This is a genomic window from Paenarthrobacter sp. UW852 (assembly GCF_024608385.1).
Classification (GTDB): Bacteria; Actinomycetota; Actinomycetes; order Actinomycetales; family Micrococcaceae; genus Arthrobacter.
Genome location: NZ_JAMSGY010000006.1, coordinates 17,598 through 41,604, shown reverse-complemented (window position 1 = coordinate 41,604; position 24,007 = coordinate 17,598). Strand labels below are relative to the sequence as shown.

22 protein-coding genes are annotated in these 24,007 nt (G+C 63.8%); 13 read left to right on the top strand and 9 right to left on the bottom strand.

Going from position 1 to position 24,007, the window contains the following annotated elements; genetic code table 11:
* Positions 1-139 precede the first annotated feature (139 nt).
* The 5 genes from NEK97_RS11810 to purU are packed head-to-tail and all read right to left on the bottom strand — an operon-like array spanning position 140 to position 7,454.
* A complete protein-coding gene (locus NEK97_RS11810) occupies positions 140-2,467 on the bottom strand; it encodes an FdhF/YdeP family oxidoreductase (protein WP_257370115.1) in 2,328 nt (775 codons plus the stop codon).
* Positions 2,468-2,478: 11 nt separating this feature from the next.
* The gene (locus tag NEK97_RS11805) at positions 2,479-3,366 is read right to left on the bottom strand and encodes a bifunctional 5,10-methylenetetrahydrofolate dehydrogenase/5,10-methenyltetrahydrofolate cyclohydrolase (RefSeq protein WP_257370114.1); all 888 of its coding nucleotides are present in this window, start codon (positions 3,364-3,366) and stop codon (positions 2,479-2,481) included.
* A complete protein-coding gene (locus NEK97_RS11800; protein ID WP_257370113.1) occupies positions 3,363-3,989 on the bottom strand; it encodes a cyclodeaminase/cyclohydrolase family protein in 627 nt (208 codons plus the stop codon). Before NEK97_RS11800 ends, NEK97_RS11805 begins: the two co-directional genes overlap by 4 nt.
* An 11-nt stretch (positions 3,990-4,000) precedes the next feature.
* Complete coding sequence (locus NEK97_RS11795; protein WP_257370112.1) at positions 4,001-6,493, bottom strand: FAD-dependent oxidoreductase; 2,493 nt, start codon at positions 6,491-6,493, stop codon at positions 4,001-4,003.
* Positions 6,494-6,536: 43 nt separating this feature from the next.
* On the bottom strand, positions 6,537-7,454 hold the full coding sequence (gene purU / locus NEK97_RS11790) for a formyltetrahydrofolate deformylase (RefSeq protein WP_257370111.1): 918 nt from the start codon (positions 7,452-7,454) through the stop codon (positions 6,537-6,539).
* A 132-nt stretch (positions 7,455-7,586) separates the two neighbouring features.
* Here purU and NEK97_RS11785 point away from each other — a divergent pair, with 132 nt between their 5' ends.
* Together NEK97_RS11785 and NEK97_RS11780 are read left to right on the top strand one after the other, a co-directional pair.
* On the top strand, positions 7,587-8,267 hold the full coding sequence (locus NEK97_RS11785; RefSeq protein ID WP_257370110.1) for a GntR family transcriptional regulator: 681 nt from the start codon (positions 7,587-7,589) through the stop codon (positions 8,265-8,267).
* Between the two features lie 271 nt (positions 8,268-8,538).
* Positions 8,539-8,763 (top strand): hypothetical protein, encoded by a 225-nt coding sequence (locus NEK97_RS11780; RefSeq protein WP_257370109.1) that lies wholly within the window; start codon positions 8,539-8,541, stop codon positions 8,761-8,763.
* A 22-nt stretch (positions 8,764-8,785) separates the two neighbouring features.
* Here NEK97_RS11780 and NEK97_RS11775 read toward each other — a convergent pair whose 3' ends face one another.
* Positions 8,786-9,718, bottom strand: a complete 933-nt coding sequence (locus tag NEK97_RS11775) for a LysR family transcriptional regulator (protein WP_257370108.1) — start codon at positions 9,716-9,718, stop codon at positions 8,786-8,788.
* 168 nt (positions 9,719-9,886) lie between these two features.
* Here NEK97_RS11775 and NEK97_RS11770 point away from each other — a divergent pair, with 168 nt between their 5' ends.
* The 9 genes from NEK97_RS11770 to NEK97_RS11730 all read left to right on the top strand — a co-directional run bounded on the left by NEK97_RS11770 (position 9,887) and on the right by NEK97_RS11730 (position 19,559).
* Positions 9,887-11,191: an aromatic ring-hydroxylating dioxygenase subunit alpha gene (locus tag NEK97_RS11770; protein ID WP_257370107.1), complete on the top strand. Its 1,305-nt coding sequence runs from the start codon at positions 9,887-9,889 to the stop codon at positions 11,189-11,191.
* On the top strand, positions 11,188-12,609 hold the full coding sequence (locus NEK97_RS11765) for a ferredoxin reductase (protein WP_257370106.1): 1,422 nt from the start codon (positions 11,188-11,190) through the stop codon (positions 12,607-12,609). Before NEK97_RS11770 ends, NEK97_RS11765 begins: the two co-directional genes overlap by 4 nt.
* Positions 12,610-12,776: 167 nt before the next feature.
* Positions 12,777-13,118 carry a hypothetical protein gene (locus NEK97_RS11760; protein WP_257370105.1) on the top strand — a complete coding sequence of 114 codons (342 nt, stop codon included), beginning with the start codon at positions 12,777-12,779 and terminating at the stop codon, positions 13,116-13,118.
* A gap of 94 nt (positions 13,119-13,212) precedes the next feature.
* On the top strand, positions 13,213-14,604 hold the full coding sequence (locus NEK97_RS11755; RefSeq protein ID WP_235521396.1) for a deoxyribodipyrimidine photo-lyase: 1,392 nt from the start codon (positions 13,213-13,215) through the stop codon (positions 14,602-14,604).
* 160 nt (positions 14,605-14,764) lie between these two features.
* A complete protein-coding gene (locus NEK97_RS11750; protein WP_257370104.1) occupies positions 14,765-16,264 on the top strand; it encodes a CoA-acylating methylmalonate-semialdehyde dehydrogenase in 1,500 nt (499 codons plus the stop codon).
* Positions 16,264-17,328, top strand: coding sequence for an enoyl-CoA hydratase/isomerase family protein (locus NEK97_RS11745; RefSeq protein ID WP_257370103.1), 1,065 nt, complete (start codon positions 16,264-16,266; stop codon positions 17,326-17,328). Before NEK97_RS11750 ends, NEK97_RS11745 begins: the two co-directional genes overlap by 1 nt.
* Positions 17,329-17,375: 47 nt before the next feature.
* Positions 17,376-18,299, top strand: a complete 924-nt coding sequence (gene mmsB / locus NEK97_RS11740; protein ID WP_257370102.1) for a 3-hydroxyisobutyrate dehydrogenase — start codon at positions 17,376-17,378, stop codon at positions 18,297-18,299.
* A 36-nt stretch (positions 18,300-18,335) separates the two neighbouring features.
* On the top strand, positions 18,336-19,115 hold the full coding sequence (locus tag NEK97_RS11735; protein WP_257370331.1) for an enoyl-CoA hydratase: 780 nt from the start codon (positions 18,336-18,338) through the stop codon (positions 19,113-19,115).
* A gap of 150 nt (positions 19,116-19,265) precedes the next feature.
* Positions 19,266-19,559, top strand: a complete 294-nt coding sequence (locus NEK97_RS11730; protein ID WP_257370101.1) for a DUF4190 domain-containing protein — start codon at positions 19,266-19,268, stop codon at positions 19,557-19,559.
* A 251-nt stretch (positions 19,560-19,810) separates the two neighbouring features.
* Here NEK97_RS11730 and NEK97_RS11725 read toward each other — a convergent pair whose 3' ends face one another.
* On the bottom strand, positions 19,811-20,473 hold the full coding sequence (locus NEK97_RS11725; RefSeq protein ID WP_257370100.1) for a TenA family protein: 663 nt from the start codon (positions 20,471-20,473) through the stop codon (positions 19,811-19,813).
* 218 nt (positions 20,474-20,691) lie between these two features.
* On the opposite strand from NEK97_RS11725, the gene NEK97_RS11720 reads away from it, so the two are divergent.
* A complete protein-coding gene (locus NEK97_RS11720; protein WP_257370099.1) occupies positions 20,692-21,582 on the top strand; it encodes a helix-turn-helix transcriptional regulator in 891 nt (296 codons plus the stop codon).
* A gap of 6 nt (positions 21,583-21,588) precedes the next feature.
* On the opposite strand, the gene NEK97_RS19955 is transcribed toward NEK97_RS11720, so the two are convergent.
* On the bottom strand, positions 21,589-21,744 hold the full coding sequence (locus NEK97_RS19955; RefSeq protein WP_374111532.1) for an ANTAR domain-containing protein: 156 nt from the start codon (positions 21,742-21,744) through the stop codon (positions 21,589-21,591).
* Positions 21,674-22,912, bottom strand: coding sequence for an MFS transporter (locus tag NEK97_RS11715; protein WP_257370098.1), 1,239 nt, complete (start codon positions 22,910-22,912; stop codon positions 21,674-21,676). The genes NEK97_RS19955 and NEK97_RS11715 overlap by 71 nt, the downstream gene beginning before the upstream one ends.
* A gap of 113 nt (positions 22,913-23,025) precedes the next feature.
* Between NEK97_RS11715 and NEK97_RS11710 the strand changes: the two genes are divergently transcribed.
* Positions 23,026-24,000, top strand: coding sequence for an aldo/keto reductase (locus NEK97_RS11710; RefSeq protein ID WP_257370330.1), 975 nt, complete (start codon positions 23,026-23,028; stop codon positions 23,998-24,000).
* Positions 24,001-24,007: the final 7 nt, after the last annotated feature.

Sequence of the window (24,007 nt, the reverse complement as noted above, 5' to 3'; positions counted from 1 at the left end):
ACTCCTTAGGGCGTTTGGTGGTGCGGAAATGTGGGGCTGGCCGGTTGCCCGAAAGCGGTGCTTCGATGAGGAAATACCTCCCCAGGTTTCAGGCATCGAAGCACCATTTACAGGCAACCGATCAGCGGCGGTCCTGGGCTTATGGGCTGGCGGCTCGTTCCAGCCTGATGATCACTGACTTGGATGTCGGTGTTCCGCTGATGTCTGCAACCGAGTCCAGGGGCACCAGGACGTTGGTTTCGGGATAGTACGCGGCCGCGCAACCCTTCGGGGTGGAGTAGGAGACAATCCTGAACTTCTCCGCGACCCGGTCGGTGCCTTGGAACTCGGAGACCAGGTTGACCATGTCCCCGTCCGCGAAACCAAGCTCGTTGATGTCGTCGGCGTTGATCAGCACCACGCGCCGGCCGCCGTGGATGCCGCGGTACCGGTCGTCCTTGCCGTAAATGGTGGTGTTGTACTGGTCATGGGAGCGCAGGGTCTGCAGGACCAACCTGCCCGGCGGCACCTTGATGTACTCCAACGCATTGCCCGTGAAATGGGCTTTGCCGGAGGCTGTATTGAACTGCCGGGCATCGCGGGGAGGATGGGGAAGGACAAAGCCGCCGGGGTGCTGGATCCGGGTTTCGAAGTCTTCGAAGCCGTCAAAGACTGCCTCGATGTGTTGCCTGATGAGGGTGTAGTCATCCCGCATGGCCAGCCAGGAGGCCTTGGGGGTGTTGGGCAGTCGGTGGTGGCCATCGGTGAACAGCTTGTCCGCGAGGTTGCAGACGATCGCAACTTCGGAGTGGAGGTGCTCGCTGGCCGGCTTGAGCCTGCCCCGTGAAGCGTGGACGGCACTCATGGAATCTTCTACCGTGACCCGCTGGTCCCCGGTCCGCTGGGTGTCCTTTTCGGTCCGTCCAAGGGTCGGCAGAATCAGGGCCCGCCGGCCGGTGGACAGGTGGGAGTGGTTCAACTTGGTCGAGATCTGGACGGTGAGCCGGGTGTTGGCCAGGGCTTGCTCGGTCACCTCCGAATCCGGGGCGGCACGGACGAAGTTCCCGCCCATGCCCATGAAGAAGCGGACCTTCCCATCGCGCATGGCGCGGATGGCTGCCACTGTGTCATAGCCGTGTTCCCTGGGGGAGCGGAACCCGAATTCCTGGTCCAGGCGGTCGTGGAACGCCTCCGGCATCTTTTCGAAGATGCCCATGGTGCGGTCGCCCTGCACGTTCGAGTGTCCTCGAACGGGACAAACACCGGCGCCGGGTTTGCCGATGTTTCCCTGGAGGAGCAGGACGTTCACCACGTCCCTGAGCGTTGGCACTGAGTGCTTGTGCTGGGTGAGGCCCATTGCCCAGCAGACAATGGTGGAGCCGGAGGCCAGCAGCCGTTCGCCCGTGGCGTGGAGCTGCTCAAGGGTGAGGCCCGTGGCTTCCACGATGTCTTCCCATTCCACCTTTTCCAGGAAGCGCAGGTATTCGTCGATGCCCACCGTGTGGTCATTGATGAAGGCGTGGTCAAGGACGGTTTCCAGTCCCGGGCTGTTGCGGCCCGCTGTCTCGGCCTCCAGGAGGTACTTGCCCAGGCCCTGGAAAAGGGCCTGGTCGCCACCGGCGCGGATTTGGAGGAAATCATCGGTCAGCTGGGTGCCCACCACCATGCCGGCCACATGCTGGGGGTTCTCGAAGTGCAGAAGTCCCGCCTCGGGAAGCGGATTCACGGACACGATGACTGCGCCGTTTCTCTTGGCCTTCTCCAATGCGCTGAGCATGCGGGGATGGTTGGTTCCCGGATTTTGCCCGGCAACGAAGATCAACGATGCCGTTTCCAGGTCAGTGAGGCTGACTGAGCCCTTCCCGATGCCGATGGTTTCCACCAGGGCGGAACCTGAGGACTCGTGGCACATGTTGGAGCAGTCCGGCAGGTTGTTGGTGCCGATGCCTCGGACCAGGAGTTGGTACACGAAGGCTGCCTCGTTCGAAGTCCGGCCCGAGGTATAGAAAACAGCCTCGTCAGGTGACGCCATGCCTTTGAGTTCGGCTGCCATCAGCTCGTAAGCGTCGTCCCAGCTGATCGGCGTGTAGTGGGTGGCGCCTTCCTCGAGGACCATGGGATGGGTCAGTCGGCCCTGCTGTCCCAGCCAGTAGTCATCGCGGGTTTTCAGTTCTTCCACGGAGTACTTGGCGAAGAATTCCGGAGTGACGCGTCGGCGGGTGGCTTCCTCGGCCACGGCTTTCGCCCCGTTCTCGCAGAACTCCGCAGCGTTGCGCTTCTCATGCTCGGGCCACGCGCAGCCCATGCAGTCGAAGCCGTCCAGTTGGTTCACGGCCAGCAGGGTTTGGACGCTGCGAACCGGGCCCATTTGTTCCAGGGAGATCTTCAGTGCGTTCGCGACGGCGGGGATGCCGACGGCCTTTGTCTTGGGTTTGGTGACGGTCAGCTTCGACTCGTCGATGTTTCCTTCGGGGGCTTTCGTTGCCATGCGGGTTCCCTTCAGGTCCGGGCAGCAGACGTCGCGGCGGCCAGTTGGGCGGGTTTCTGCTGCCCTGCGGCCTCAACGGTATGCAGGAGCAACAGTGCGGTGGTGACGGAACCAACGCCGCCGGGAACGGGCGTCAACCCAGCTGCCACACCGGTGACGCTCGCTTCATCAACGTCCCCCACCAGCGAGCCGTCGGGCAGGACGTTGGTTCCGACGTCGACCACTACCGTCTCCGGCGAGAGGTGGTTGCCTTTCAGCAGTCCGGCCCGGCCTGCGGCAACAACCACGACGTCGGCCGGCTGGGTGTAGCGTTCCAGCGGCCCCGACTTGGAATGGCAGACAGTGACGGTGGCGTCCCGCTCCAACAGCAGCAGCGCCAGCGGCTTGCCCACCACTGCGGAACGCCCGACGACGGCCACGTTCCGGCCCGCGATGGGCACCTGGAAGTGTTCCAGGAGTTCAACCACGGCCTGCGCCGTTGCCGGGGCGAAGGCGGGTTGGCCGACGGCGAGGCGGCCGAGGCTGAGGGGATTGGCGCCGTCGATGTCCTTTTCGGGAGCGATGAGCCCTACCAGGGCATCAGCTTTCACTCCCGCCGGCAGCGGCGTTTGCAGGATGATTCCATTGACCGACGGTTCGGCGCTGAGGTCCCGCAGGACGCTGGCCAGGACGTCTTCGGTGGATTCGGGCCCAAGATCGATAATTCTGCATCCAATGCCCAGTCGTTCGGCCGCGCGTTCAATGGACCGGACGTACCAGAGCGTTGATTCGTCGTCCGTGGCCACAACCACGGCCAGGACAGGATGGCACCCGCTGTTTTCCAGGCCCCGCGCCTGTTCCTGGGCCTTTTGCTGGATGAGTGTGGCCAGTTTCTTGCCGGAAAGCACATTGGTGCTCACGAGAGAATCCTTTCGCGGACGCGCTTGACCAGGGAATCGGCCGCCAGGACCACTTTGTCTTCAAGCCCGTCGGTCTCCCCGGCCAGCTGGGCGCGGGCGGCGGGGTCCTTGATGGCCACCACGTTGATGTCGATGTTGACGCGTGCTGTCGTGGCTGCGGCACGGGCTGCATCCGCTGCTGCGGCAACATCGCTGATGACGTTGGGGTTCGCCGCGTCCAGGAGGTCGCTGGCGAGTTCCACTACTTCGCCGGCAACCCGGATGAGCTGCGCGGGGGTTTGGGCTGCCTGCACCAGGGCGGCCTGGATGGCTGCCTTGCGTGCACCCTTCAGTTCGTCCGTGTCGGACGGGAGCTTGTAGGAGTCGATGACCGCCTGGAAGGCGTGTTCATCGGCGTCGGCAAGGCGCAGGGCCGCTTCCACCAAGTGGTCGGCGGCGCTGGTGACCCGTGCGACGAGCCCGGCGTGCTGCTCGAACTTGGCCCCCGTGGTGTACCTGGCCACCATGGCAACCAGAGCCGCCCCCTGGGCTGCGTGCAGCGCGGCAGCCGCCCCGCCGCCCGGTGTGGGCTGGCGGGCGGCGAGCCTGGCGAGGTAGTCCTGAATGGTTTCTGAGCTGATCATGGGGACGTGTACTAGCCGCGGAGCCGGCTCATGGTGGGGTCGTACAGCGGGTCCTCGGTGACGGTCGCCTGGATACGGCGTCCGAAGTATTCGATCTCCACCGAGTCTCCCAGCGAAACGGCCGCAGGCAGGTAGGCGTAGGCGATCGGCTTGCGGACCGTGTAGCCGAAGGCCGCGCTGGTCACGTAGCCCACCGCCTGGTCCTTGTAGAACACCGGTTCCTTGCCCAGCACGAGGCTCCTGCCGTCGTCGACGGTCAAGCAGCGCAAGCGGCGGGCAGAGCCTTCCTCCGTGCGTCCTTCCAGGGCCGCCTTGCCGATGAAGTTCTCTTTGGTCATCTTCACGGCGAAACCGAGGCCGGCTTCGAAGGGGTCGTGCTCGGTGGTCATGTCCGTGCCCCAGGAACGGTAGCCCTTTTCCAGTCGCAGGGAGCTGAAAGCTGCGCGGCCCGCGGCGATGACGCCGAACGGCTGGCCGGCCTTCCACAACGCGTCCCACAGCCGCTGGCCGTTGTCCGCGCTGGTGTAGAGCTCCCAGCCAAGTTCGCCAACGTAGGACAAACGCATGGCGGTGACGGTGACGCCGCCGATGGTGACCTTCTTGGCACGGAAGTACTTCAGCCCGTCATTGGTGAAGTCGTCGCTGCTGACGGTGCTGATGAGGTCGCGGGCAAGGGGCCCCCACAGGCCGATGCAGCAGGTGCCGCCGGTGGTGTCGCGGACCTGGACCCAGTCGCTGGCACTGCCGCTGGCCGTCTGGTGGCGGGCCGCGCGCTCAAAGTAGGCGGTGTCGATGTTGCCGTTGGCACCCAGCTGGAACGTCTCCTCATCCAGGCGGGCAACAGTGATGTCGCTTCGGATGCCGCCGGCTTCGTCCAGGAGCAGGGTGTAGGTGACGGCACCGGGCTTCTTGGCGAGGTCGCCGGTGGTCAGTTCCTGCAGCAGCTTCAGGGCTCCGGGACCCGAAACTTCCAGGCGCTTCAGCGGCGTCATGTCGTACATGGCAACAGCAGTACGTGTCTTCCACGCCTCCGCCGCAGCGATAGGGGAGCTGAACATCCCGGACCAGGCATCACGGGCCGGCGGCTGCCACTCGTCCGGCATTTCCTTGAGCAGTTCGGCGTTCGCCTCGAACCAGTACGGGCGTTCCCAGCCGGCGCCTTCCAGGAAGAAGCCACCAAGCTGCTTGTGGCGGGCGTGGAAGGGGCTGACGCGGAGGTTGCGGGGGGAGAGCTTGGGCTGGAGCGGGTGCAGGACATCGTAGATTTCCACGAAGTTCTGCTGGGACGTTTCGCTGACGTACTCCGGCGTGAGCTGGACCTCTTCGAAGCGGTGGATGTCGCAATCGCCAAGATCGATCTTGGACTTTCCGTCAACCAGGAGCTCCGCCACCGCGCGGGCGATGCCGGCGGAGTGGGTGACCCACACGGCCTCGGCAACGAAGAAACCATCCACTTCCTTGGACTCGCCCACCAGGGAGCCGCCGTCCGGGGTGAAGGAGAAGATGCCGTTGAAGCCGTCCTCGATTTCGCTTTCGCGCAATGCCGGAAGGATCTGCTTGGTTGCCTCCCAGGCGGGAAGGAAGTCTTCCAGGGTGAAGTCCAGGCGCGACGGCATGTTGTGTTCGCTGATGCTGCTGGGCTCGTAGCTGCCGAGTTCGTCCAGGTCCACGGGCATGGGGCGGTGCGCGTAGGAGCCGATGCCGTAGCGCTCGCCGTGTTCGCGGTAGTAAAGGTCCTGGTCCTGGTGGCGCAGAATGGGCAACCGCGCGCCGTTGGGGAGCTCGTTCTTACCCTTCTGCGCGGGGACCGGCGTGGTCTTGACGTACTGGTGGGCCAGCGGCAGGAGCGGAACGGACATGCCGATCAGCTCGCCCACCTTGGCGCCCCAGAAGCCGGCGCAGGACACCACAATGTCCGCCGGGATCACGCCGTCGGCAGTTTCGACGCCGGTGACGCGGCGGTTGGACTGCTCGATACCAGTCACCTCGGTGTTGCCGATGTACTTCACGCCGGCGGCTTCGGTGCGCTTGATGAGCAACTGGACGGCGCGGGCGGCCAAGGCCAGGCCGTCGGTGGGTACATGGAGTCCGCCGAGGATGTCTTCCTCGTTGATGAGCGGGTAAAGCTCCTTGCACTCTTCACGGGAGAGGATCTTGCCGTCGATGCCCCACGCCTGCGCATAGCCGAGCTTGCGCTTGAGGTCCGCCAAGCGGGTTTCGGTGGTGGCAACTTCAAGGCCGCCCACCTGGTTGAAGCAGCTTTGGCCGTCCTCCGTGAGGGACAGGAGCTTTTCCACCGTGTACTTGGCGAAGAGTGCCATGGACTTGGAGGGGTTTGTCTGGAAGACCAGGCCCGGCGCGTGCGAGGTGGAGCCGCCGGGCATGTTCAGTGGTCCCTGGTCCAGGACGGTGATGTTGTTCCAACCACGGGTGACGAGTTCGTCGGCGAGGTTGGTGCCGACGATCCCGGCTCCGATGATGACAATGCGAGGCGTGGTTGCCATGGAAAATTCTCCTGCTGAAGTTCGTGGGGCTGGGGCGGGGTGGTTAGCGGAAGACGACCGTGCTGGTCTGGTCCAGAAGGACCCGGTGTTCGCAGTGCCAGCGGACGGCACGGGAAAGCGCAAGGGCTTCGGCATCCTGGCCCACGGTGGCGAGCGCATTGGGACCGTAGCTGTGGTCCACGCGGATGACTTCCTGCTCGATGATCGGGCCCTCGTCCAGTTCCGCCGTGACGTAGTGGGCTGTTGCACCCACCTGCTTCACTCCGCGGTCATAGGCCTGGTGGTAGGGGCGGGCACCCTTGAAGCCGGGCAGGAAGGAGTGGTGGATGTTGATTGCACGGCCTTCGAGCTTGCGGCACAAATCGTCGGAGAGGACCTGCATGTAGCGGGCCAGGACCACGAGGTCGGCCTCGTATTCGTCCACCAGGTCCAGGAGCCTCTGCTCCGCTTCAGTCTTGGTGTCCGCGGTGACGGGAACGTGGATGAAAGGCAGGCCTGCTGCCTCCGCCATGGCGCGGTGTGTCTCGTGGTTGGAGACAACTGCCACCAGCTCGCCGCCAAGGCTGCCTCCGCGCCAGCGGAAGATGAGGTCGTTGAGGCAGTGGCCAAACTTGGAGACCATCACCAGGACCCGTTGCTTGGTTTCGCCGTGGAAGCTGAACTTCATGTCGAAACGGTCCGCGATGGAGCGGAACTCGTCCTCAAGCTGTTCCGGTGTGAAGGTTTTGGCACCGGAGAAGGCCGTGCGGAGGTGCAGGGTCTGGCGCAGGCTATCGTCGAACTGCTGGTGTTCTTCGATGTTGAAGCCCCGGTCGAAGAGGAAGGTGGTGACTGCCTGCACGATGCCGGGCTGTTCGACGCACGACAGTGTGAGTACGAACTTCTGCGCCTGCTCGTCATTGAGCTGGCCGCGTTCAGCCGGAAGAGTGCTGAGGTGGGGGTCTGAAGCTACGAGGGTCATGGGTCCTCCTGGGATGTTTTGCCTAGATATATTCTTGGGACATGAACTGATATATTAGGATTGGAAATCAGCGTATACTGGTGTCCAAGGCAGGTCAATAGATTTCCCGTTCTTGAAAAAGGAGTTGGCGCGTTGGCAACTGGAACTCTGGCAAGCATCGGCGACGCCACCAGGAAATCGCTGGCTGACGTGGCCTATGAACGGCTTCGTGATCGACTCCTGATGCTCGAAATCAAACCCGGGGACATCCTCAACGATGAGCAACTCGCCAAGGAACTGGAAGTCGGGCGCACTCCCGTTCGGGAAGCCCTGAAGCGGCTGGAACTGGACCGCCTGGTGATTACCTACCCGCGGCGCGGAACATTCGCCACCCGTGTGGAGGTAACCGATCTTGCTTTCATCTCCGAAATCCGGGCGCAGCTGGAGCCACTTGCCGCAGCCCGGGCGGCGCGCGTCGCGTCGGCTGCCACCCGGGACCAACTACGCAGCGTGATGCGGGCTGTGGAGGAATTTGATGTCAGTGCCGCCTCGGTAGTGGAGACGCTACGACTCGACGCAAGCGTCCACCAGGGCATCTACGCGGCGGCGGCGAACCCGCACCTGGAAGACATCCTGATCCGTTATGACAACCTGGCTACCCGTATCTGGTGCATGGTGCTGGACCGCTTGCCGGATCTCGAACATCACGTCCGCGAGCATCTGGATCTCCTGAAAGCCGTGATCGACGGCAACGAAGATGAAGCTGCCGAGCTCGCCAGGGTCCACGTCAATGGATTCGAGCGCGCCGTCCGTCAGGCATTGTTCGCGGCCTAGGGGCAGTCTTCCCATTCGCGCGGTGGCTCCCGGGACATGGTTGACGCAGGGAGAAGCCGCTTGCATACTGACTTCACTAATATATCACTCGGATATCAGAAGAGCGTTGGCAGCTACCCAGCGTCCTTCCGGTGCTTGTGATGGCGTCCCCCAATTTCCCGGAGTATCAGATGAATACACGAGAACCACTTTTCGATGAGTCGATGGTCGGCATCACGTTCGACGAGATCCGCCATCCCCACCGCCTCGCAGAGCGCGGCCGGTGAGTCCGATGCCGCAGACAAAGCCGGCCCGGACGGTGCAAGGGCGGGCCTTGCGCAAGGACTGGGCCCAGCTGACGGGACATGTGGTGGAAGTGTGGTTCGCGGGCGACCGCGTAATGACCGGGGTGGTGGAGCAGGCGGCGGCTGATGACTCCGTCCTCTGGATCGCAGCGCACGGAGCTGATCGGCGGAAGCTCTTTGACCAGTCCACCGGCTACGAGGTGTGGGCCTAGCCCTGCAGCGAGGGTCCCTGGCTCAGGCCTCATCCTCGGGCCGGGCCATGAGGATGCGCTGCGCCGTCTTGTGGAGGATATCCAGCGACTCCTTGATCAGGGGCGAGCCCATGCTTCCCCTTCGTACCGCAGCGACGATGCGGCGTGCGGGCTTGCCCTTCCCGGTGATCCGTAGCCGGACCACATTTTCGGCACCGTGCAGGGGCGCCAGGCGGGGCAAAAGGCCGACGCCCAGCCCCGCACCCACGAACGCGATCTGGGTCTCCCATTCAACGGCCTCATGGGCGATCCGTGGTGTCACTCCGACCGCCGTGAAGGCCGCAGTGAACAGTGAGTGGTAGGTGGAGCCCGCCGCCTCGGTGATCCATGGCTCCGATGCCAGTTCTTCCAGAGTCACCTTTGCGCGGGCTGCCAGCGGGTGGTCTGCCGGAATGATCACGTCCAGGGGATCGTCAAGCAGGACCGTTTGCTCGAAGCGGGGATCGTCTTCGCCGTAGTTGTCGGACTGCATGGCAACAATGACCGCGAGGTCGATCCGCTCCGCCACCAGCAGGTCGAAGCAGCGTGAGGGGTTGGCCTCCAGCACCTGCACCTCCAGGAGGGGCCGTGTTGACCGCAGCGTGGCGGCCAGCGGCGCGAGCAACTGGGCTGCCGCCGTCGAAAATCCGCCGAGGCCAAAGTGGGACTGGACCTGGTCGCCGGCCTTCATGGCAGCGGCCCGCAGGTTCTCCCAATCCGCGATCAGGGTGTCCGAGCCGGAGACGAGGAAGCGGCCGGTGGCGGTCAGGCGCACGCCCCTGCCGTCCTTAGTGAGCAGTTGCATCCCCAGCATGCGCTGGAGCTCGCGTAGCTGCGCGGAAACCGCGGAGGGAGAGTACCCGGTGAGTTCCGCGGTTGCCCCGACGGTGCCGCAGCGGGCAAAAACCCGGAGGGTAATCAGCCGTGGATCGATCATGCACCCATCATGCACCGAATGTGCAGAGTTATCTCCTAAATGTTGCGCTTTTGTTGCAGGTCGATGGTCCCTAATCTCGTACTACGAAGACTTCGACAACGCCCGGCGCAAAGAAGCACCGGCGGCATCCCCAAACACGTACTTATTTAGCCTCCCGGGAGGAACCCCATGACTGCTCCAGTGAACTCACCCCTCAAATCACGCGGGAAACTCGCTTCCACCTTGCCCGCCGAGCAGCTCGCTGAAATCTCGGAGCTGTTCGAGTTCCGCCGCCCGGGGTACTCCCTGGACGCCCCCTTCTACACGGACTCCACGATCTTCAAGATCGACATGGAAGCCATCTTCGGCCAGCACTGGATCTTTGCCGGAAGCGTTGCCGAACTGCCGGAACCGGGCGATTACATCACGGTGGACTACGGCCCCTACTCCCTGATCGTGCTGCGCAACGACGACGGCGGCGTCAACGTCCTGCACAACGTGTGCCGCCACCGCGGCGCCCGCGTCCTGACCGAATCCACCGGCTCCACGGGAAACCTGGTGTGCGGCTACCACTCCTGGACCTACTCGCCCGAGGGCAACCTGATCCACGCTTCAGCACCGGGAGAGGCGAAGTTCGATAAGAACTGCTTTGCCCTCAAGCGCGCCCACAGCCGCGAGGTGGCCGGACTCATCTTTGTCTGCATCGCCGACGAACCGCCCACCGACTTTGACGAGACCGCCAAGATCTTCGAGCCCTACCTGGCGCCGCACGATCTGTCCAAGACGAAGATTGCCTACCAGCAGAACATCATCGAAGAGGGCAACTGGAAGCTCGTCATGGAGAACAACCGTGAGTGCTACCACTGCGACGGCCACCCGGAGCTCGCGTGCTCGCTGTTCCCCACGTGGGGCTTGACCGAGGGATTGATCCCGGCCCACCTCGAGGAAGTGTGGGACCGCAACAAGGAAGCACAGTCCTCGCTGGAAGAGCGCTGCCGCCGTTACGGCCTTCCCTACGAGGTGGTTGAGGAACTCGACACCCGCATTGCCGGTATCCGCATCTCCCGCGAATCCCTGGACGGCGAGGGCGAATCGTTCTCCGCCGACGGCCGCCGGCTCTCCAAGAAGCTGCTCGGCGACCTGCCGGACTTCCGGCTCGGCCGCTGCTCGATGCACCTGCAGCCCAACAGCTGGTTCCATTTCCTGGGCGACCACGTGATCACGTTCGGCGTCTTCCCGATCAACGAACACCAGTCCCTGGTCCGCACCACCTGGCTGGTAGCGGATGACGCCGTAGAAGGCGTGGACTATGACCTGGACAAACTGACCTACACCTGGAAGCAGACGAACCTGCAGGACAAGGCATTCGTGGAGCTCTGCCAGACAGGCGCCGGCAGCCCTGCGTATGAGCCCGGCCCGTACATGAAGAGCGAGTACCAGGTTGAGGCCTTCATCAACTGGTACGTACAGCGGGTCCAGGAGCACCTGGCGTGATGGAACTCCTTACTGAGACGGCCATCCAGGAGCCACAGCGCATCCGCGGCCTTGAGATGCCGTGGAACAGGGTGATGGGAAGTGCTGAGGCGCCAGCCCGTGCCGCCCGTGCGCTGGGTCCGTGGCATCCGCAGGAGTTCATGGCTGAATGCGTGGAGACCGTTCCTGAAGCGGGCGGACTCATGACCTTCGTCTTCCGACGCTGCGATGGTGCGCCCTTGGCATTCCGCGCCGGGCAGTACGTCAACGTCGCGTTCCCTGTGAACGGCGAGGACCAGGACCCGGTGGACCGCAGTTACTCGCTGTCCAGTTCCCCCACCGAGCCCTGGACCTTCAGCATCAGCGTCAAGCGCGACGCCGGTGGACTGGTTTCGCCGTGGGTGCATGAAAACGTCAAGCCCGGCACAGTGCTGGAGATGCTCGGTCCCGTGGGAGCCTTCCACCTGCCCGACGCCGACCGGCGCGCCCGTTACTTGCTGCTGGCCGCCGGCGCAGGCATCACGCCCATCATGTCCATGGTCCGGACCATCCATTCGCTGCCCGGCCATGCCGACGTCGTGGTCCTTTACCACGGGGCTGAAGCCGGCGGCTTCGCCTTCCATCGGGAGCTGGCCTATATCGCCTCCGTGGACTCGCGGATCCGTGTTTTCTACTCCCTGGGCGACCGCAGCAAGCCCGAAGGCTGGGAAGGCTTCACCGGGAGGCTGACGGCGGCCATGCTGGACCAGGTGGCCCCTGATGCCAACGGCAGGCAGGTGTACGCCTGTGGTCCGGAGGGTTACCTGAATACAGCCACGGAGCTCCTGAACAAGGTGGGCGTCGATGACACGTCCATTTACATGGAATTCTTTACCGGCGACCGCCAGACACTCCTCGAGTACCAGGCAGAGCTGGCGATTGCGGCTGACATTGCCGAGGAAATCGCGGATGAGATCGCCGATTCGGCCGAGGACTACTTTGAGAGCCAGCCGGCTGCGTTCGGTCTCTACGAGCCCGGCTACGATGCCGACGGCACGATGGAAGCGTCCGGGCTCACCCTGGAAACCCACGACGCCGGAGACGCGGCTTCCGAAGCGGACGACGGCGGTTCCGCCGCAGGTGCCGCGCCCGAGGCTGCAACACCTGATGCTTCGAGCTTTGACACGGTTGGAACGGGAAGCCTCACGTTGTCCTTCATGCGCACTGGCATCAACGTGCGGATCGACCCGACCGAGCACATCCTTGAGGTGGCCCAGCGCGCAGGTGTCAGGATCGGCGCGAATTGCAAGGAAGGCATGTGTGGTTCCTGCAAGGTGGTCAAGCTCTCGGGCGACATCGAGATGAACCACCAGGGCGGTATCCGGAAAAGGGAAATCGATGCCGGCAAGTTCCTGCCCTGCTGCTCCACTGCACAATCGGACTTGGTGATTGATGCCTGACCGTTCCAAGTTCGTGGCTCCGATGATGACCCCTCAGAGGATGCCCGACGCCAAGAGTTAATCTGCTTTCCTCTTCCGGGTAGCCGGAAGAGGGCTATAGTAGGCAAATAGGACATTCGCTGATGCAGCCCGGCGGCCCTTACTTCTCTCCGAAGAGGCCCCAAGAAATGACCGACACTCAAATTAGCCAATTCTTGCGCGACTCCGTGGTGTTCGAGGACGACAATGAGAAGGGCCTGGACTTTGACACACTCTATGGCCTGTACATCAGTTGGTGCGTTCTCGGCCGCAAAGTCCCCATTCCCGACTCCGCATTGAAGACAGCCCTGGCCCTTGAAGGACTGAAGCAGGTCAAGGAAAACGGCCAGCGGGTCTACCCGGGTATGAGCATGGTTGGCGCAGCAGCACGTGACTACGTGGTCAACTCCGTACCGATGTGGACCGAAACCGCCACCGACATTGCCGTGCAGGAAGTCATGGAGCAGGAACACGTCGCTTCCATCGCCTGACCCCGGCTTAACAGCTCGAACAGCCCATGCCCCTAGGATTTTGATAGGGGCATGGGCTGTTCCCATTTTCCGGTCGCCCACTGAGAGGAAAGATGTGAAGCCTTCCGTCGTTTGGTTCCGTGACGATCTCCGTGTGGCCGACAACCCGGCGTTACGTGCCGCCGTCGACGACGGCGAGGCCGTTGCGCTGTACGTCCTCGACGAAGAATCGCCCGGCATCCGCCCCCACGGTGGTGCCGCGAGGTGGTGGCTGCATCACTCGCTCACAGCGCTCAAGGAGGACCTTGCCGCCCTTGGCATTCCTTTGCTGCTGCGCCGCGGACCGGCCGGCGAGGTGGTCCGGAAGACGACGACGGCGATAGGTGCCGGCGCGTTGTACTGGAACCGCCGTTACGGTTCCGCCGAGCGAACAGTCGACGCCGGCATCAAGTCGTGGGCGGGCGAGGCCGGACTGCACGTCTCAAGTTTCCAGGCCTCGCTGCTCCACGAGCCGTGGGAGGTCACCACTAAGACCGGTGGCCAGTACAAGGTCTTCACACCGTTTTGGCGGACGATTTCCGCGCAGGAATTCCGTGAGCCCCTGGCTGTTCCCCAGAAGGGCCATGGCTTCGGCGGCGAGCTGCCGGCCTACGATGACCTCGAATCGTGGTCCTTGCTGCCCAAAAAGCCCGACTGGGCCGGAGGGCTGGCGGAGATGTGGACGCCCGGGGCCGCCGCCGGGCACAAGCGCCTGGCGGCATTCGTGGACAAGGGACTTTCCAACTACAGCGAGGGCCGTAACCGTCCCGATACCGATGGCAGCAGCTGCCTGTCACCGTATCTGCGCTGGGGTGAGCTGAGCCCCTTCCAAGTGTGGCACGCACTGGGTTCCCGGCGCTCCGAAAGTGCTTCGATCTACGCATCGGAGTTGGGTTGGCGGGAGTTCTGCTGGCACCAGTACTTCCATAATCCGCACTTGGCCACGGCCAACCTTCGCACTGAATTTGACCGCTTCCCTTGGGCCTGGCCCGGCTCCAACGGCAGCGGCGGCAAGCACCCGGGCCACGAGTCCGCCCCTGAGGAGTTCCGCGCCTGGCAGAAGGGCCGCACCGGTTTCCCCATGGTTGACGCCGGGCAGAGGCAACTGTGGCACACCGGCTGGATGCACAACAGGGTCCGCATGGTTGCTGCCAGCTTCCTGGTGAAGAACCTTGGAATCCATTGGCAACTGGGGGAGCAGTGGTTCTGGGACACCCTGGTGGATGCCGACCCGGCGTCGAACCCCGCCAACTGGCAGTGGGTGGCCGGCTCCGGAGCGGACGCTTCCCCGTTCTTCCGGATCTTCAACCCGGAGGCCCAACGCGTCAAGTTCGATCCCCAGGGGAAGTACATTGCCCACTGGATTCCCGAGTTCGGCACGCCGGACTACCCGGACGGGATCGTGGATCTCAAGACCACCCGGGCGGAAGCGCTGGAGGCCTACAAGGGGATGAAGGAAGTCCACTAGGGGCGGCCACACCCGGAAAACGGCCCTCTGGAAATTAGTAGGAAGTCCGAGTATATTCGGGTTCAGAGATGACCTGGATCACAGTTGGTCACGTGTTCCCCGCCTGGGTCCCAGACCCGGCGGCACGGCAGTCATTCACGATGCAAAGGAGCATTCCACCATGGTGCGCGAGCTTTCACACTACGTAGACGGCCAGAGGATCGACGGGACGTCCGGCCGGTTCAGCGATGTCTACGATCCCTGCACGGGCGAAGTCCAGGCCCGGCTCCCGCTGGCCAGCGCTGGCGAGGTCCGCGACGCCGTCGCAAATGCCGAGAAGGGCCAGCTCGAATGGGCGGCAATGAACCCGCAACGCCGGGGACGCATCCTGCTCAAGTTCGTGGACCTGGTCAACGAAAACATGGATGAGCTGGCCAAGCTCCTGTCCTCCGAGCACGGCAAGACGTTCGCGGACGCCAAGGGCGATATCCAGCGCGGCATCGAGGTAGTGGAGTTCTCGGCAGGTGCTCCGCATCTGCTCAAGGGCGAGTTCTCGGACAACGCCGGCCAAGGGATCGATGTCCATTCGCTGCGCCAGCCATTGGGTGTGGTTGCGGGCATCACCCCCTTCAACTTCCCGGCAATGATTCCACTCTGGAAGTCCGGCCCGGCGCTCGCAGCCGGTAATGCGTTCATCCTTAAGCCGTCCGAGCGCGATCCTTCCGTGCCGCTGCGCCTGGCAGAGCTGTACAGCGAAGCAGGCGTGCCCAACGGCGTGTTCAACGTGATCAACGGCGACAAGGAAGCCGTGGACGCGCTGCTCGAGGATCCCCGCGTGAAGGCAATCGGCTTCGTGGGCTCCACTCCGATCGCCCAGTACATCTACGCCACGGCCGCGGCGCACGGCAAGCGGGCACAGTGCTTCGGCGGGGCCAAGAACCACATGGTGATCATGCCCGACGCCGACCTGGACATGGCAGCCGACGCCCTCATTGGTGCCGGGTACGGTTCCGCAGGCGAACGGTGCATGGCGATCTCCGTGGCGGTGCCGGTTGGGCAGGAAACCGCCGATGCGTTGGTGGCCAAGCTGACCGAGCGCGTGAAGGACCTGAAGGTTGGCCACAGCCTGGACAAGGACTCGGACTTCGGGCCCGTGGTGGCTGCGTCCGCGAAGGAGAGGATCGAAGGCTACATCCAGTCCGGCGTGGACGAGGGCGCCACCTTGGTCACCGATGGTCGCGGCCTTACGGTGGACGGCTACGACGGCGGTTTCTGGGTTGGCCCCACGCTCTTCGACAACGTCACCAAGGACATGAAGATCTACAAGGAAGAGATCTTCGGGCCCGTTCTCAGCGTGCTGCGGGCGGCTGACTATGACGAAGCGCTCAGGCTCTGCAGCGAGCACGAGTTCGGTAACGGCGTCGCAATTTTCACCCGCGACGGCGACTCCGCGCGCGACTTCGCCAGCCGCGTCGAGGTGGGCATGGTGGGCATCAACGTCCCCATTCCCGTGCCCATTGCCTACTACACCTTCGGCGGCTGGAAGGCTTCCGGCTTCGGCGACCTCAACCAGCACGGCGCCGACGCTTTCCGCTTCTACACCAAGACCAAGACCGTGACGTCGCGGTGGCCTTCCGGTATCCGCCAGGGCGCCAGCTTCGTGATGCCGGCAGGCAGCTGATGGGGGACACGCAGGAAGAAGAAGAAGTTGTATTCGAACGCCGCGGACACCTCGGCGTCGTCACGCTCAACCGCCCCAAGGCAGTCAATGCTTTGAACGCCGGCATGGTGAAGGCCATGCTCCAGCAGCTGACCGCCTGGGCCGACGACGACGCCGTCGCCACAGTCTTGGTGCGCGGCGCCGGTGACCGCGGGCTGTGCGCCGGCGGCGACATCGTGGCCATCTACAAGGACATGCTCCACGGTGGGACGGAAACAGCAGAATTCTGGGCCGACGAATACCGGCTCAACGCGCTGATCTCGCACTACCCCAAGCCCTATGTCGCCTTCATGGACGGGCTGGTACTCGGTGGTGGTGTGGGTGTCTCGGCGCACGGTTCCGTGCGTGTCGTCACCGAACGGACCCGCACCGGCATGCCCGAAACCACCATTGGGTTCGTGCCCGACGTCGGCGGCACCCTGTTGCTGTCACGATCCCCGGGGGAGACCGGGACCCACGCGGCGCTGACGGGTGCGCACCTGTCCGGTGCGGACGCCCTGTTCCTTGGGCTCGCGGACCACTTCGTCCCGTCCGACAGTCTCCCCGCGCTGGCGGAAGCGCTCGAAAGCTCGACGGCGGCGGCCGCCGTCGAGCGCTTTGCCCAAGCCGCGCCGGACTCGCCACTTGCCGCCCAGCAGGGGTGGATCGACGCAGCCTACGCCCAGGACGACGCCGAAGAGATCGTCCGGAGCCTGCGCTCTGCGGGTGCTGAAGCTGCTGCCGCGGCGGACACCATCGAGGCGAAGTCGCCGACGTCCGTGAAGGTCACCTTGGAATCGCTGCGGCGGGTCCAGGGGTTATCCCTCGAGGAAGCGCTGGACCAGGAGTACCGGGTGGGGCTTCGCTGCCTGGCCGGCCCTGACTTCCGCGAAGGCATCCGTGCGCAGGTGGTGGACAAGGACCGCAACCCGCAGTGGAAACCGCCGACGCTCGCAGAAGTCCAGCGGTCCGACGTCGAAAGCTACTTCGCGCCGCTTGGCGAACGCGAACTGGGGCTCGCCAGCGTGGCTGCCCAAGCGAAGTAGGCAGCAGTGAGCAGACAGTGTCCAGCAGCCATTTTGAAGGAGACGACATGACAGATAACGCAGAATCGGCAACGGGACGCATCGCTTTCCTGGGACTCGGCCATATGGGTGGGCCGATGGCTGCCAACCTGATCAAGGCCGGGCATGACGTCATCGGTTACGACCCGGTTCCGGCGGCCGTCGAGGCAGCTGCAGCACACGGCATACCCATGGCGGCCACACCGGCGGAGGCAGTGGCGGAGGCATCCGTGGTGTTGACCATGCTGCCCAGCGGGAAGCACGTCCTGGACGCTTACCGGGGTGTCGGAGGGCCCGGCTTGTTGGCCGTCGCACGCCCGGACACCCTGTTCCTGGACTGCTCCACCATCAACGTCGATGAGGCCCGGGAAGCTGCGGCGATCGCGGTGGAAGCCGGTCACCGTTCCGTGGATGCCCCGGTATCCGGGGGTGTGGTGGGCGCCGAAGCGGGAACGTTGACCTTCATGGTGGGGGCCTTGCCGGAAGACTTTGAAACAGTGAAACCGATCCTGGAACTGATGGGCAAACGGATCGTGCACTGCGGTGACCATGGCGCAGGACAGGCCGCTAAGGTCTGCAACAACATGATCCTGGGGGTGTCCATGATTGCCGTCTCCGAGGCCTTCGTGCTGGGCGAGAAGCTGGGGCTCACACACCAGGCGTTGTTCGACGTCGCTTCCAACGCTTCCGGGCAGTGCTGGGCGCTGACCACCAACTGTCCCGTTCCCGGCCCTGTCCCCACGAGCCCCGCCAACCGTGACTACCAGCCGGGGTTTGCCGGTGCGTTGATGGCCAAGGACCTGCGCTTGGCACTCAACGCGCTGGAGAGCACGGGCGTTGCCGCGGAAATGGGGCCACTGGCGTCCCGGATCTACGACGCCTATGCGGCCGGGGAAGGTGCTGGCAGGGATTTCTCGGGCATCATCACCGATATCCGCGAAAAGTCCGTGTGAGAGTCTGGCCTGATGAGCATTAGCGAGAGGGAGCGCATGACGGAGCAGTACCAGAACATCGTGGTGGAGCAGCGGGGACGGGTTGGTTTGGTGACGTTGAACCGGCCCTCGGCGTTGAATGCGCTCAACACGGCACTCATGAACGAACTCGTTTCCGCGGTGCGGGACATGGATACCGATCCCGGCATCGGCGCCGTGGTGATTGCCGGCTCCATCAAGGCCTTCGCTGCTGGCGCCGACATCAAGGAGATGTCCTCCAAGAGCTACATGGAGATGTATGCCGCGGATTGGTTCCGGCACTGGGAGGACCTCACACGGCTGCGGATCCCGGTCATCGCCGCTGTGTCCGGGTTTGCCCTGGGCGGGGGATGCGAGCTGGCCATGATGGCCGACTTCATCATCGCCGGAGACAATGCCAAGTTCGGCCAGCCGGAAATCAACCTGGGAGTAATCCCCGGCATGGGTGGCTCCCAGCGGCTGACACGGGCCGTTGGCAAAGCCAAGGCCATGGACATGATCCTGACGGGTCGCTTCATGGATGCGGAGGAAGCCGAACGTTCCGGGTTGGTCTCGCGTGTCGTGCCTGCAGCTGAGGTGGTGGACGAGGCCCTGAAGGCGGCCGAAGCCATCGCGTCCAAGTCGAAGCCCGCTGCGATGGTTGCCAAGGAAGCGGTCAATGCGGCCTTCGAGATGGGCCTGGCCCAGGGAGTCGTGTTCGAACGCAGGGTGTTCCACTCGCTCTTCGCCACCGAGGACCAGAAGGAAGGCATGGCCGCGTTCAGCGAGAAGCGCCAACCTGAGTTCAAGCACAGGTAACCCGCGACTACCCGTCGCCGGCCTGCTATTCCGTCGTTGGCCAACCACGGATTAGCGGGCCGGCAACGTCCTCGGACACCACAGGCGGGGCTGCCTGGTATTTGGGTGCAGCGTGGATAGACTCGGGGCACTTACGAATGGGGAGAGAACATGTCAACGGAGATCGTTCAGACTAACCACACTGAAGCGTCCACCCAGCCGATCAACCGGCAGGCCCTCGTGGCAGCCGCGATGGCCGTCGTCGCCCTGGTGGGGCTGTTCTTCGCCGGCATGGCAGTCATCGCTGTGTTCGTCGTTGGGGCAGGGCACGTTGCCTTGAACCAGATCCAGCAACGCAGCGAACGCGGACGTGCGTTCGCCATCGGCGCTTTGGTTGTGGGCTACGGCATCGGGATCCTGTCATTGGGGTCGGCGCTGATCTTCGCCTTTACCTCGGCCGGATAAATAGGGCGCAGCTCACGGTCCTTCCTTCGTTACTTCCCGGTTGTTCGAGCCTCTTCCTTAGAGGACACAAGAACATGCGACGACGAGGGACCCATGACCTGGCAATTTTGCGACAACGACGACTGCCCCGAGAGCTGGCACTGGATGGATCCGGCGGGGACTCCCGAGGGCTGCCGGGGCTCCGATGAAGCAGCGGACTTCCCTGAAGAAGCAAGGCCTGGTGGAACTCAGTTGCACCGTCCGGAAGCCGCTTAGCGAAGAGCAGCCGGGGCAAGTGCGGCGTCGAAGAACGCCCGCTCCAGCCGTACCGCCTCGGCGAAGACGGCGGCAACCCGCTGACGCTCCTGCGGCTCTGAAGGCTCGACGGCGTCGAACTCGTCCCGCAGCCAGCTCACCCACGCGTTGTACTCGGGATTGTTGTGAAGGCGGATCCATTCGGCGTGCTTGGATTCGGCAGGCCAGGTGGCGGGTTCTCCGGCGCGTCCGGCCCAGTCGCCGTAAAGCCATTCGGCCACCAGCAGCACCGCCAGGACGTTTGGATAGGACCGGGTGGCCAGGGCGTCGCGCATGAGCGCATCGAATTCCGTGGTTGTGGCAGCAAGGACGGGGGACCGTCGTTCTCGTTCCGGCACGCCCAGCTCATCGAAGGAGTCCTGGAAGTACGTGTTCTCATCCGACGCGAAAGCGCCCAAGACGCGGGCAAAGACCAGCCGTGAGGGCAACGACGGCGCCGAGGCCACGGCCTGGCCGAGGAGGGCGGTAAACGCATCGCAGAACTGGTAATCCTGGACAAGATAGCGGCGCAGCTGCTCATCGGGGAGGGACCCGTCCAGCAGTTGGTCAACGAACGGATGGGTGACGGCGGCGTCCCAATCCTCGGCGGACCGGTTCCTGAGTTCTTCGGCAAATCCCACGGTGTTTCCTCCTGGAGTGTCAGCATCGGAGCCTAGCAGCGTACTGGGTTTTCGCGGCCGTCATGACGCTCAGGTGCTGCGTCCGGCACTCTGGTGCGGCTCCAGGGGACTTGGCGGACTCATGGGTTGGCCTTGTGCTGGTGTCCGGCCGGAGTCCCGACCGTAGGTGGTCCTGGGAGGGACTCCCTCGGCAGCCGGTCCGGACCTATGGTGAAGACATGGACAATCGGGCCGAAGTACGTGAATTCCTGATCACCCGGCGAGCACACGTGGCGCCGGAGCAGGTTGGACTGCCAACCGGTTCCAATCGGCGGGTCAAGGGATTGCGGCGCAGTGAGGTGGCCACTCTTGCCGGACTGAGCGTTGAGTATTACACACGTTTGGAGCGCGGTGCCATCAGCGGTGCATCGCCCCAAGTGCTTGAGAGTCTGGCACGGGCATTGTGCTTGGACGACGCGGAACGCGCCTACCTCTTTGACCTGGCCCACGCAGCGAGCCCAGTCGCGCGACCACCCCGGCGCCGGAACGCAAAGTCCTATGTGCCGCACCAGAGCCTGCAGTGGGCGCTCGATGCGATTACGGCCGGCCCCGCCTTCGTCCGCAATGGCCGCATGGATCTCTTGGCCGTCAACCCGTTGGCCCGGGCTTTCTACAAGGACTGCTACGACATGCCGGGCCAGCCGCCCAACATCGCGCGATTCACGTTCCTGGATGAACGGGCCTACGGCTTTTACCCCGACTGGGATGCCTTCGCCGAGGTCACTGTTTCCATCCTTCGCACTGAGGCCGGGAGGGACCCGCACAACAAAGACCTTCACGATCTCATTGGCGAACTCAGCACCCGCAGCGATGACTTCCGCACACGCTGGGGCGCGCACAACGTCCGCCACCACGGAACGGGGTTCAAGACGTTTAACCACCCGATCGTCGGTGAGATGACGCTCGCCTATGAGGGCCTGGAGATGGCGGCCGAACCTGGGCTCACATTGACGATCTACGCGGCAGAGCCTGGGTCGCCGTCGGCGGAACGCCTGCAACTGCTGGCGTCGTGGGCTGCCAGCGAATACGGATCTCAGACCCCCTCTGAAAAGAGCCGTGCGGACAACTGACAACCCTCAGTGGATGACGTCCACCCGGGCTTTCCGCGAGTGTTGGCTTTTGTGGCAGATGCCGACGCCGTCCACCAACGTTCGAGCGAGGTCACGGATTTTCTGATTGCGGTCGGTGGAGGTTTTGCGGAGAAGACGGAAGGCTTCTTCGCAGCTTCCGATCCTTCAGTATCAGCACTGTGAGGGGCAGGAAGTAGAGCGCGGCGATGCCCGTGCCCACCAATACCGGACCGCTGGCTCCCAACGCCGATTCCAGGGCGAAGCCGGCAATCCACGATCCCATGGCCGTGCCCAGGTTGAATGCCGAGGTGCTGAGCGCCGAAGCCAGAGTGGGCGCATGGCCGGCATATCCAACGGCCTTGCCAATAAGAATTGGATTGGTGGCCATGCCGAAGAGACCCAACAGGAAGATCAGCACCACAGTGACCAAGGCGTAGCTGGAGAACATGAACAGGGCACCGAGCACCAGAAAGGTCATGCTTGCCGGGATGAAGAGCGCCGGATAGGGGTGCTGGGCGCCGAAGCGGCCACCCAGGGTTGAACCGATAAACGCCCCGACGCCGTAAACCACCAACACCAGGGGAACCGCGGCTGCGGCAAGTCCGGTGTTCTCCGTGAGCAACGGGGAGATGAAGGTGTAGGCAGCCAAGGATGATCCGCAGACGATTGCACAGCCCCCAAGAACAAGCCACACCCTCGAATCGCGCATACTTGCCAGCTCTGCACGCACCGACGGCGTGTGTCCAGAGTGCGGATCCGCGGCAACCAATCGATAGACCGCAACCGCACCTACCAGCGCCAAGGCTGCGAGCACCCAAAACGGTCCCCGCCAGCCAATGACCTGGCCGGCAAACGCACCGAGGGGAACACCCGCGACGTTGGCGAGCATGCCGCCGCCCAAAACAACGCCCAACGCGCGGGACGCCGCAGCGCCTGCGGCTTTTGCACCCACGACGGCGGCTACCGCCCAAAAAGCGCCCGTCGCCAACGCCGTGAGGAAACGCGCACCGAGAATGATCGTGAAGTCCGGGGAAAGCGCCGCCATCAGGTGACCCATCGCGAAGACCACCAGTGCGAGGCTGAGCGTCAGGCGGCGTGGCAGCCTGAGCGTCAGGATCGCCATCGTGGGAGTGCCAACGATCATGCCGACAGCAAAAACAGTGATCATGAGACCCGCGTCGGCAACGGAGATACCCAGGTCGCCGGCGATGTCCGGCAGGATGCCCGCAACGATGAACTCGGTGGTTCCCATCAGGAACACACCCGCAGCCAAAACATAGGTCACCATTGGCAACCGGCGGCTCTTGGTTGTGGAAAGTGTGGTGGTCATATCTCCACACCATCAGGTTTGCAGAGCACCAGGGAGTCCCGCTTAAGGGAGGTCCTCCAAGGGACTCCCTCACGGCACGGCACGCATCTAGGCTGAACGGCATGACTCACACCATGACGTACGGGCACCTGGGTAGAACCGGGTTGAAGGTCAGCCGGATCGGACTCGGCACCATGAACTTTGGCTACACCGCTGACGAGCAAACGAGCCGCGCGATCATGGACACCGCCATTGACGCGGGAATCAACTTCGTTGACACGGCAGATGTTTACGGGGGCATACAGACTCCGGATATGGCCAAGGGCTACGGGATATCGGAGGAGATCATCGGCCGGTGGCTGCAGCGGACCGGTCACCGTGACCGCATTGTGTTGGCGAGCAAGGTTTACCAGCCGATGGGACTGGGCCCCAACGATAGGCGCCTCTCGGCGTACCACATACGCCGGGCCTGCGAAGCGAGCCTGCGACGCCTCCAGACCGATCACATCGACCTCTATCAGATGCACCATGTTGATCGGAGCACCCCATGGGAAGAAATCTGGCAGGCAATGGAGCAATTGGTCCGTGACGGCAAGATCAGCTACGTCGGCAGCAGCAACTTTGCCGGCTGGGACATCGCCCTTGCCCAATCCGCTGCCTCAGCCCGGCACTTCATGGGCTTGAGCTCAGAGCAGAGCCTCTACAACCTCACCCAACGGACAGTGGAAATGGAACTCATTCCTGCCCTGCGCGCCTTGGGTATAGGGCTCCTCCCGTACAGCCCGCTGAGCGCAGGCCTGCTGACAGGCGCACTCGCTTCCGTCGCAAAGGGCAACGGACAGACCCACCCGGATCTCGAGGCCCGGCGTGGTCAACTTCAAGCCTACGAAGACCTGTGCCACGAAATTGGAGCTAAGCCAACGGAGGTGGCCATCGCCTGGCTGCTACAGAACCCGGTAGTCACCGCCGCCATTGTGGGCCCCCGGACGGTAGAGGAGCTCCGGGAGGACCTCGGCGCGGTGTCAGTGGCGTTGGACGCTGGAACACTGGAAAGGCTCGACCGGATATGGCCCGGCCCGGGCGAAGCCCCGCAAGCCTATTCGTGGTAGACCCCCG

Bases quoted from the DNA above. Each gene is read 5' to 3' on its own strand.
- NEK97_RS11810 (WP_257370115.1), bottom strand. From the start codon at position 2,467: ATGGCAACGAAAGCCCCCGAAGGAAACATCGACGAGTCGAAGCTGACC.
- NEK97_RS11800 (WP_257370113.1), bottom strand. From the start codon at position 3,989: ATGATCAGCTCAGAAACCATTCAGGACTACCTCGCCAGGCTCGCCGCC.
- NEK97_RS11795 (WP_257370112.1), bottom strand. From the start codon at position 6,493: ATGGCAACCACGCCTCGCATTGTCATCATCGGAGCCGGGATCGTCGGC.
- purU (WP_257370111.1), bottom strand. From the start codon at position 7,454: ATGACCCTCGTAGCTTCAGACCCCCACCTCAGCACTCTTCCGGCTGAA.
- NEK97_RS11780 (WP_257370109.1), top strand. From the start codon at position 8,539: ATGCCGCAGACAAAGCCGGCCCGGACGGTGCAAGGGCGGGCCTTGCGC.
- NEK97_RS11775 (WP_257370108.1), bottom strand. From the start codon at position 9,718: ATGATCGATCCACGGCTGATTACCCTCCGGGTTTTTGCCCGCTGCGGC.
- NEK97_RS11770 (WP_257370107.1), top strand. From the start codon at position 9,887: ATGACTGCTCCAGTGAACTCACCCCTCAAATCACGCGGGAAACTCGCT.
- NEK97_RS11760 (WP_257370105.1), top strand. From the start codon at position 12,777: ATGACCGACACTCAAATTAGCCAATTCTTGCGCGACTCCGTGGTGTTC.
- NEK97_RS11750 (WP_257370104.1), top strand. From the start codon at position 14,765: ATGGTGCGCGAGCTTTCACACTACGTAGACGGCCAGAGGATCGACGGG.
- NEK97_RS11745 (WP_257370103.1), top strand. From the start codon at position 16,264: ATGGGGGACACGCAGGAAGAAGAAGAAGTTGTATTCGAACGCCGCGGA.
- mmsB (WP_257370102.1), top strand. From the start codon at position 17,376: ATGACAGATAACGCAGAATCGGCAACGGGACGCATCGCTTTCCTGGGA.
- NEK97_RS11735 (WP_257370331.1), top strand. From the start codon at position 18,336: ATGACGGAGCAGTACCAGAACATCGTGGTGGAGCAGCGGGGACGGGTT.
- NEK97_RS11730 (WP_257370101.1), top strand. From the start codon at position 19,266: ATGTCAACGGAGATCGTTCAGACTAACCACACTGAAGCGTCCACCCAG.
- NEK97_RS11720 (WP_257370099.1), top strand. From the start codon at position 20,692: ATGGACAATCGGGCCGAAGTACGTGAATTCCTGATCACCCGGCGAGCA.
- NEK97_RS11715 (WP_257370098.1), bottom strand. From the start codon at position 22,912: ATGACCACCACACTTTCCACAACCAAGAGCCGCCGGTTGCCAATGGTG.
- NEK97_RS11710 (WP_257370330.1), top strand. From the start codon at position 23,026: ATGACGTACGGGCACCTGGGTAGAACCGGGTTGAAGGTCAGCCGGATC.